Origin of the sequence: Endozoicomonas sp. ALC013, from assembly GCF_049310205.1 — a bacterium.
Lineage (GTDB): Bacteria > Pseudomonadota > Gammaproteobacteria > Pseudomonadales > Endozoicomonadaceae > Endozoicomonas.
Genome location: NZ_JBLYNS010000060.1, coordinates 21159 through 29059 on the forward strand (window position 1 = coordinate 21159; position 7901 = coordinate 29059).

Sequence of the window (7901 nt, forward strand, 5' to 3'; positions counted from 1 at the left end):
GTGACGGAAAACTGTAATGATTTACAGTATTGATCTGATAAATGGATATTCAGAGTTGCCGACTTGGATATTATTAAGACATTTTGTGTGGATAATAGTTCCCTGGACGGTCACAATCTTTGGTCTATTCTCGGTCCCCAGAGCCCTGCGCCAGCACCACATGCACAAGCTGAGCATACCAATCGCAAATTTCATGCAGGGTGAATTGTTGACCGATATCGGCAATGGCTTCTTTGAGACTTTTGTTAATAAATCCGGAGGTGATTAATCTCCGGTTTTGCATTGTATTTATTTATTCACGAAGTAACTTATCACGCAGTGCTTTCCAAGCCTTGAATGTAACCTTTACTTTAACAGGTTCTAATCTCTCCCAAACGTCAACAAAGTTTTTATGTTCTTCTTCATCAATTAATTCAAATACTTTTTGTCTAACCTTATTTGCGGTATCCACAGTATCAACAGTGATAGATAACTCATAATCATAAAATAACTTAACGCTGGAAATATTCAGCTCTCCACTCGGGTTAAGCCCATGTTGTATTAATGTACTCACATCATTAACAGCTTGAAAAGGTTCAGGAGTTGATAACCTGTTTAATGTAGAGGTATTAACGTCATCATCATAATCCGACTGATCATCATGCCACGGATCAACATCTTTCCAACCTTCAGGGATAGTGATCACAGGCGAACCATCAGGCACCAAAAAGCTGTCATCCTTAATGACCATCTCAAGCAACCGATTACCTTTGCTGCCTACAATGGCTATATAGCTGGGGCAGTCAATATTAAAGGTGTTTTCGCCCCCCCTTGAAGCCGCTGTTGCAGCAGTGGCAATTGTGCTGTCAGCACCCTGTTCGTCAACGGATACTTTGATTTTCTGCACCATCCGCAGATTATAAGTGGGTGATGGGTTTAACCTGGACAAATCCTGAGCGGTTATGGATGTTCCCAGGGCATCTGTAATTTTTTCCAGTAGTTCAGTATCACCACCTTTCTTAACTTCTATAACTGGAAGATCCAGCGTAATCTCCGTTTTATTTTCATCCAAATTGCCAATCAGATGGTTAATGGTTTCAGAATCAAGTTTGTTAATCGCTGTCGCACTGGTCTTGTTCGGTGTTATCGCGACCAATTTAAGATCTTCCCCATTTTCCGATCGGAAATCTTTGGCAATGGCAGTAAACACTTTATTGCGAGCAAAGTGTAAATTTTCTTTTATACGCATCTTCCTGACGTTTTTCATAGTTCCATTTGCGCACAGAAAACGGCACGAAGCCTCACTATTCAGGGGAAAAGCTTCCCTCCAGACACCTCGGATTTCCATCACATTACCTAATACCAATGAAATCTGGTTCCGCTCATATTCAGTAAGATCATCAAACAACTGTTTAATTTTTCCTTTGGTTTTCTCTTTAACAAAAGTATCTGCGGCGTCCGCTACTTTCTCTTTATCAATTTCCAACGTTTGGGTTTGATAACATTCAGACAGTATCCGGTCAAGATACTGATCCGTGGTAACAGAGGCTGTACCAACAAAGTTAGCGGCAGAGATGATCTTGCCAGTTTCATCATAAGGGCGGTCTTTGCTGAATTCACCAAGCTTTTGATGGATTTCCATCTCCAGCTCTTCAGTTAAGGAGCCCGGGGGGATTTTCAGGAGCAATTCCTTCTTGGCGTTATCTTTCATACAGGCCAGAACCATGCCCAGAACCGGTGCCAGGCTGGCAGAAGACACTACCCTGCTTTTTTTGTCGGTAATACTCAGGATCGCAAACGATACGGTATCCATCAGTTTTTCAACGATATCAGAGGCCGATAAATCGCTCCGGGAGGATGTGTCCGGCGGAGTTAATGGCTCCAATGGCACTGATCGTGTTGGGCCTGACGATATTGGTCCCATAATATTCTCTCCATTTGATAATAATTAATGAGTCAGAAAATACGATTTCATTTGGTTAACTACTTACTGATGATTGACAGTATCCGGTCACGTATTGCCATCCGCTGTGCCTCTGTTATTAATGCCGCCCGTTCCCATTGTGGCGGTATCTCTGTCCGAAGTTCCGCCAGAAGCTGTTGGGCTTCCGTCTGTTTGTGGGATATGCCCTCAAGCCACTGTAACCAACGCAGATCAAGGGTCGCTTCATGCAAATCAAGAAAACGGCGATGAATGTCCAGAACTTCCGGACACCGGCTGGCAGATGGGTAGATATACATAACATCCCCCTCCCGACCATCGATGGGATCAAATGGGTCGGCAGTCGGCATACGGCCATGCCATTGTAAATAGCCCTCAGCACCGGATCGCCAGAGATACAGGCCAGCTGCTAACCGGGGTTTGGGCATGTTGTATAGCCAGACCGTGCTGTTTTCCTGCCAATCGTCAATATTTTCTTCGGTCACTTCGGTGCCGTGGTTGATCAGGAGAAGATCCGTTACTTCGGCAAGTTCAGCCTGATGGTCATGGTTCAAATGGCCAGCCGTTTTCAATGGCAGAGCGTTATCGGTTAGCACTCTGACGGTGTTCTTTATTTGCGAAAAGTGATCATTGGCGGGCTCGTCAAAAATTGACCAGTAAATGTCAGGGAGATTCTGGTTCTCTGATAACTGTTGCAGCTGTTTTAAGTCCGCTATTGCCTTTGTTTCGCCCTTCTGACTTAACAGGCGTTTCAGCGGTGCGTAAGCCAGAATCTTGCCGTTGAAGCCAAAGCGCATTAGTTGTTGCAGTTGCTGAATAAACGTCTGTCGTCCGGTCTCGGTGCCAGGTGTTGCCAATGCCGGGGCAACCGTGCTGAAACCGTGGGAAGCCAGCAGGGAAAGATCGCAGGAGGTGGCATTGGCACTCTGTCCTGCCAGTGCCTTGAACCACTGATAGTAAGGTGGCGGTTCCAGATAGAGGCCTACAGGGGTTTCCAGTTCTGGCAGCACGGTCGGAAGTACCCGTACTTTATAATGCAGCAACCGCAGTTCACCGCCGCTGAACAGCTGAATCATACCAGCGTAGTCGCCAGCACGTGCTTCAGCGGGAACTTCCACCTGAACATAGAGACGTCTGGGCCTTTTGCTGGAGAGACGAAGGCTTGCCATATCGGCACGGAGATAGCTGTCATCCAGTATCAGTGACGTGGCATTGGGTGTTGGTCTTTCATAGCGCCAGTGCCCATAGCGGGTGATGACGGTTAAGGGCTCTCCATCCGACGATTTGGGCGGGGAGACTACAACCGCAGGTGCAACATCATCCATCGGGCTGGCTATTTCAAAGGTCAGGTTCAGCAGGCTGTTTCTGGCTGCCAGATAAAAAGTGTCATCATCTTTTACCTGCTGGCTGATATCTGCCAGTGACAGTGAGTCTGGCGGGGTGTATGGCTCAGTCGCTACAGGCCATTGATTTAGCAGGCGTTCCTGTCGTTTTTTCTGGGTGGCCTGGGCAAAGGTACCTTTAATAGGTTCCAGAACCAGAGCCGCCAGGTATCTGGCGTCATAGTCACCGGTCAGATCGATAGTCAGCATCCCGTTGATGACACCAATGTTTTTGCTGATAAAGTGACTTCGGCGTTCACCAACCAACGCCCACAAGTCCCCATCGATACCGCCTTCTTTTTTCCTGCCAGCCAGATAAACGTCATTGATCCACTGCTCTTGAGTAAACTTCTCATCAACGATGGTGGTGCCATTGGCGATGATTTGCCGTTTAAGAAAGTGAGGCAGGTATTCCCATTCCCCTTGATCCTGTGTCCACAGGCTGAGTTTCCATAATCCATCAGACCAGGGGATCTGCAGGCTGGTAACCCCGGCAATACCATCCCGAATCAGTGCATCACCGGAAGTACGAACCCGTTCGGTGATTTTGCCTTGCAGGTATGAGCTGTTTTTGCCAATGGATTCAAAGCCGGGGAAAGCCGCACTGTCGCCTGAGCCAAAATCCAGCGCCAGGGTGTTTTCGGGCAGACTGGCGGCGGAGCTGATATGGATTTTTTCCAGCTCGATGCCCGCCCACATATCGGCACTGAACACAAACAGTTTGGTGTATGGCTGTGTAAACGGTTGTCCGCCGGATGTTTTCAGCCCTGAGAGGGGCAGTACCACGGCAAACGGACCGGGTGAGAGCGTAAACTCCTGGTTGACCCTGGACCGGTAATCTGCGGAGTTTTCATTATCAATCCGCACAATCAGGATTTGCTGTTTGTCTGAGCCATTATTACCACTGATGATCAGCTCAGATCCATTTTTAAAGTCGGACTGCTGGAAGGTGTGGATAAAGGGAGGGGATTCCGCTTCACTCAGCAGCAGGTTTTCATCATTTGCCGAAGAGAAAGGACTGCTAAGGCTTAAAATACAGGCAGCTGATGCAAACCATTGTCTGGTCGTTCTGCCAGTTAACCTTGCTTTCGGCCATATTAACTTTCGAAGCATGTACTCAATGGCCTGTTCCATGATCCTTTCAGCTGCCTCACAGTTGTTTGGGGGTAGCCTTAATATCGACGGAAAGAAGACAGTTTAAAGAATCTGAAATGGAGGGGGAGACAGGCGCTAATCCAGAGATCAGCGCCAGTGGTCAGATTGGCAGAGTCAGGCCAGGGCACCCAGAAAATTCTTCAGGGTAATAATAATGATCACCAGAACCATCAGGGAAAAATCCAGCCCGCCAAGGGGTGGGATCACTTTGCGTATACGGCTGGTGAGTGGCTCGGTAATCTGGAACAGCAGCATCAGTCCAGGGTTATAGCTGTTCGGCGCTACCCAGCTGGCGATGGCAATAATGATCAGACTGAACATATAAATATTCAGAAACTCGATGCCCAGTTTAATCAGGCTGCTGATCAGGACGCTGGGGAAAGGAATGGTCGCCGGAGAGAAACCGCCTATCAACAGCAGTACATAGAGCAGTGTGATCTGAAGTATCAGCGCCAGAACCAGAGAGGCCATGTCCACACCGCCATAACCGGGAATTATCTTGCGGATGGGGTTGAGCAGTGGCGATGTGGCTTTCACGATAGCTTGAGAAATCGGGTTATAGAAGTCGGCTCGAACCAGCTGAAGCAGGAAGCGAATCAACACAGCCATGATATACAAACCGCCCAGGGTCTGGATCAGGAAGCTGAGACTCGAAGAAAGTGCAGACATAGAGTGTATTGGTTACCCTTTGGTCAAAATAATTTAATAATCTTTGCGCATATTACCGCTTTCCATCGCCCGTCAACAGAATCAGTCTTGCAGCGTTTCTGCCAGTTCTATCGACCGGTTGACGGCAGCATTCATCGCCTGTGCCACCAGCTCAGGCAACCCCTGTTCCTGAAACGTTTTTATGGCCTGTTCCGTGGTTCCGTTGGGAGAGGTAATGCGACGACGAAGCTCGGCGACATCAACATCACTTTCCGTTGCCATCCTGGCAGCCCCCAGGGCCGTTTGCAGGGTCAGCTGTCTTGAGGTTTCTGTATCAAGGCCAAGGCGAACACCGACCTGTTCCATAATTTCCATCAGCAGGAAATAGTAGGCCGGGCCACTGCCGGAAACGGCAATGACCGCATCAATTAACGACTCATGGTCGACCCATCTGGCAATACCAATGGCATTAAAAATATCATCGGTCAGCGCTTTTTGGGCAGTACTGACGTTTTTGTTAGCAAACAAACCGCTGGCACCGCATTGCAGCGCAGAAGGTGTGTTTGGCATGCTGCGCACGATCGAAAGGTGCTCGCCTCCCCAGTTCTGCAGACTTTCCATGGTAATGCCGGCAGCGACGGAGATAACCAGGGCATCCGGTTTTATGGACGGGCTTAAGTCGGTCAGAACCGCTTTCATCACCTGTGGCTTCACACAAAGCATAATGATGTCCGCCTGGCTGACGGCCTGGTGGTTATCCACGGTGGTGGCAATATTAAATTTTTCACGGATATCGGACAATGTTTCTGCCGTTCTGGCGGAAGCAATCAACTGGTAGGTTGGCCAGCCATTATTGATCAGGCCACCGATAATACTGCTGGCCATATTGCCAGCACCGATAAAAGCAATGGTTGATTCATTCATGCGTTGCTGTCCCTTTCAGGCGCTTGATGGGCAGAGGTTCTGGAGCCAAACAGTGCAGTACCAATACGGACCATGGTTGAACCTTCCTGAATCGCTGCCTCAAGATCATCCGTCATGCCCATGGACAGGGTGTCCATCGTCAGTGAGAACTCGGTATTCAGGGAATGTAACGCATTGGTCAGTGCCCGGAAAGGCTCGCGCTGTCGGTCAGGGTCGGTTTCCGGGGCGGGAAGAGCCATCAGGCCACGCAGCTTCAGGTGGGGTAAACGGGCAATGGAGGTTACCAGCGCTGGCAGCTCATGCAGGCGGATCCCGGATTTTGACGCTTCGCCGCTGATATTCACTTGCAGGCAGATATTTAACGGGGGGAGCTCCCGAGGACGTTGATCATTCAGCCTTTGCGCGATTTTCAGCCGGTCAACACTGTGAACCCAGTCAAAGTGGCTGCTGATATCCCGGGTTTTGTTGGACTGGATTGGACCGATGAAATGCCAGTGGATATCCACAAGGTCACTGAGCTCATCCATTTTGCCCAGGGCTTCCTGAAGGTAGTTTTCGCCAAAATGCTTTTGACCCAGATGCCATGCTTCACGCACCATAGAGGCAGGTTTGGTTTTGCTGACTGCCAGCAGTTGCACTTGCCCGTTGCGATTGCAGGCTTGCTCAGCTTGATGAATTCGGTCATAAACCCGTTGAAATCGGTTTTGTAATAAGGTCATCAGGTTGTACATTACCGGGTAAATAATAAATTGGCAGGAAGATTGTCCGGGAATAGCGCTATTCCCTGACAATCTCATAGTTTACCTGCTTCCTGGTGTAAGGGGGATAATAAATGGATATTACTGAGCTATTGGCGTTCAGCTATAAACAGGGGGCTTCGGATCTGCATCTGTCGGCAGGACTTCCGCCAATTATTCGAATCGACGGTGATGTTCGCCGTATCAATCTGCCGCCCATGGAGCAGAAAGAAGTTCATGGTTTGATCTATGACATCATGAACGACAAACAGCGTAAAGATCTGGAAGAGCACCTGGAAGCGGACTTCTCGTTTGAAGTACCGGGCGTTGCCCGTTTCCGTGTCAATGCTTTCAATCAAAACCGGGGAGCGGGGGCGGTGTTCCGGGCTATTCCCAGTAAAGTACTGACCATGGATGACCTGGGCATGGGACAGGTATTTAAAACCATTGCGGATAAACCCCGGGGGTTAGTGCTGGTGACTGGCCCTACCGGCTCTGGCAAGAGCACCACGCTGGCGGCCATGATGGATTACATTAATGACACCAAATATCAGCATATCCTGACCATCGAAGACCCCATTGAATTTATCCACACCCCGAAAAAGTGTCTGGTTAACCAGCGGGAAGTGCATCGGGATACTCATAGCTTCAGCAATGCCCTGCGCTCTGCGTTGCGTGAAGATCCCGATATTATTCTGGTTGGTGAGATGCGTGACCTGGAAACGATTCGTCTGGCGATGACCGCTGCGGAAACCGGTCACCTGGTGTTCGGTACGTTGCACACCACCTCGGCGGCAAAAACCATTGACCGTATCGTCGATGTATTTCCGGCGGAAGAGAAGTCCATGGTGCGTTCAATGCTCTCGGAATCACTCCAGGCTGTGATCTCGCAAACACTTTTGAAGAAAAACGGTGGAGGCCGGGTAGCTGCCCATGAGATTATGCTTGGCACGCCAGGTATTCGAAACCTGATTCGCGAAGATAAAGTTGCCCAGATGTACTCGGCCATTCAGACCGGCGGTGGACTTGGCATGCAAACACTGGATCAGTGCCTGACGAACCTGATGAAAAAGGGACTGATCTCTCGTGATGTGGCCCGTGAAAAGGCCAAGGACCGTGACGCATTCTAGGAGC

Annotated in this window: 7 protein-coding genes; 2 read left to right on the forward strand and 5 right to left on the reverse strand. The window is 49.2% G+C overall.

Annotation, left to right across the window (positions count from 1 at the left end; genetic code table 11):
- Positions 1 to 292: 292 nt before the first annotated feature.
- The gene (locus ACO6V1_RS12590; protein WP_422462734.1) at positions 293 to 1792 is read right to left on the reverse strand and encodes a serpin family protein; all 1500 of its coding nucleotides are present in this window, start codon (positions 1790 to 1792) and stop codon (positions 293 to 295) included.
- Between ACO6V1_RS12590 and ACO6V1_RS12595 the strand changes: the two genes are divergently transcribed.
- Positions 1704 to 1931, forward strand: coding sequence for a hypothetical protein (locus ACO6V1_RS12595; RefSeq protein WP_422467069.1), 228 nt, complete (start codon positions 1704 to 1706; stop codon positions 1929 to 1931). The two genes, ACO6V1_RS12590 and ACO6V1_RS12595, sit on opposite strands and share 89 nt — an antisense overlap.
- Before the next feature lie 31 nt (positions 1932 to 1962).
- Here the strand turns inward: ACO6V1_RS12595 and ACO6V1_RS12600 are convergent, their stop codons facing one another.
- The 4 genes from ACO6V1_RS12600 to ACO6V1_RS12615 form a co-directional block, all read right to left on the reverse strand.
- On the reverse strand, positions 1963 to 4437 hold the full coding sequence (locus ACO6V1_RS12600; RefSeq protein ID WP_422462732.1) for a hypothetical protein: 2475 nt from the start codon (positions 4435 to 4437) through the stop codon (positions 1963 to 1965).
- A gap of 135 nt (positions 4438 to 4572) precedes the next feature.
- Entirely contained in the window at positions 4573 to 5127 is a 555-nt protein-coding gene (locus tag ACO6V1_RS12605; RefSeq protein WP_422449745.1) for a YggT family protein, read from the reverse strand.
- An 81-nt stretch (positions 5128 to 5208) separates the two neighbouring features.
- On the reverse strand, positions 5209 to 6030 hold the full coding sequence (gene proC / locus ACO6V1_RS12610; protein WP_422449746.1) for a pyrroline-5-carboxylate reductase: 822 nt from the start codon (positions 6028 to 6030) through the stop codon (positions 5209 to 5211).
- A complete protein-coding gene (locus ACO6V1_RS12615; protein WP_422450539.1) occupies positions 6027 to 6761 on the reverse strand; it encodes a YggS family pyridoxal phosphate-dependent enzyme in 735 nt (244 codons plus the stop codon). The genes proC and ACO6V1_RS12615 overlap by 4 nt, the downstream gene beginning before the upstream one ends.
- A 101-nt stretch (positions 6762 to 6862) precedes the next feature.
- Between ACO6V1_RS12615 and ACO6V1_RS12620 the strand changes: the two genes are divergently transcribed.
- Entirely contained in the window at positions 6863 to 7897 is a 1035-nt protein-coding gene (locus ACO6V1_RS12620) for a type IV pilus twitching motility protein PilT (RefSeq protein WP_422462730.1), read from the forward strand.
- The last annotated feature ends 4 nt before the right edge of the window (positions 7898 to 7901 follow it).